The organism is Acinetobacter johnsonii (assembly GCF_048551975.1).
Taxonomy (GTDB): Bacteria; Pseudomonadota; Gammaproteobacteria; order Pseudomonadales; family Moraxellaceae; genus Acinetobacter; species Acinetobacter johnsonii_A.
On record NZ_JBIMCF010000175.1, the window covers coordinates 1 to 290 of the forward strand.

Genomic DNA, 290 nt, shown 5'->3' on the forward strand with positions numbered 1-290 from the left:
GCGTTTCTCCATTCAACACCTCTGAAGTGCGTGGTGAACAACTGCTGCAACAAGTGGATGAAATCTTAGCGATTACAGGAGCACACAAAGTCAATTTGCTTGGTCATAGTCACGGCGGACATAGTATTGCCTATGTCTCAAATGTTATGCCCAATAAAATCGCGTCTGCAACAGCCATTTCTAGTCCTTTAAAAGGCTCTCCGGTGGCCGATTTGATTATTTCCGCGCCATGTACGCCGCTAGAACAAAAGCTTTTTGTTTTTATAAAATTTGGGTACAAAGCTATTTTT

1 protein-coding gene is annotated in these 290 nt (G+C 42.4%); it reads left to right on the forward strand.

The window, feature by feature from the left end; genetic code table 11:
- The coding region (locus tag ACG9ZB_RS17125; protein ID WP_419326834.1) for an esterase/lipase family protein at window positions 1–290 on the forward strand (290 nt) is incomplete at both ends.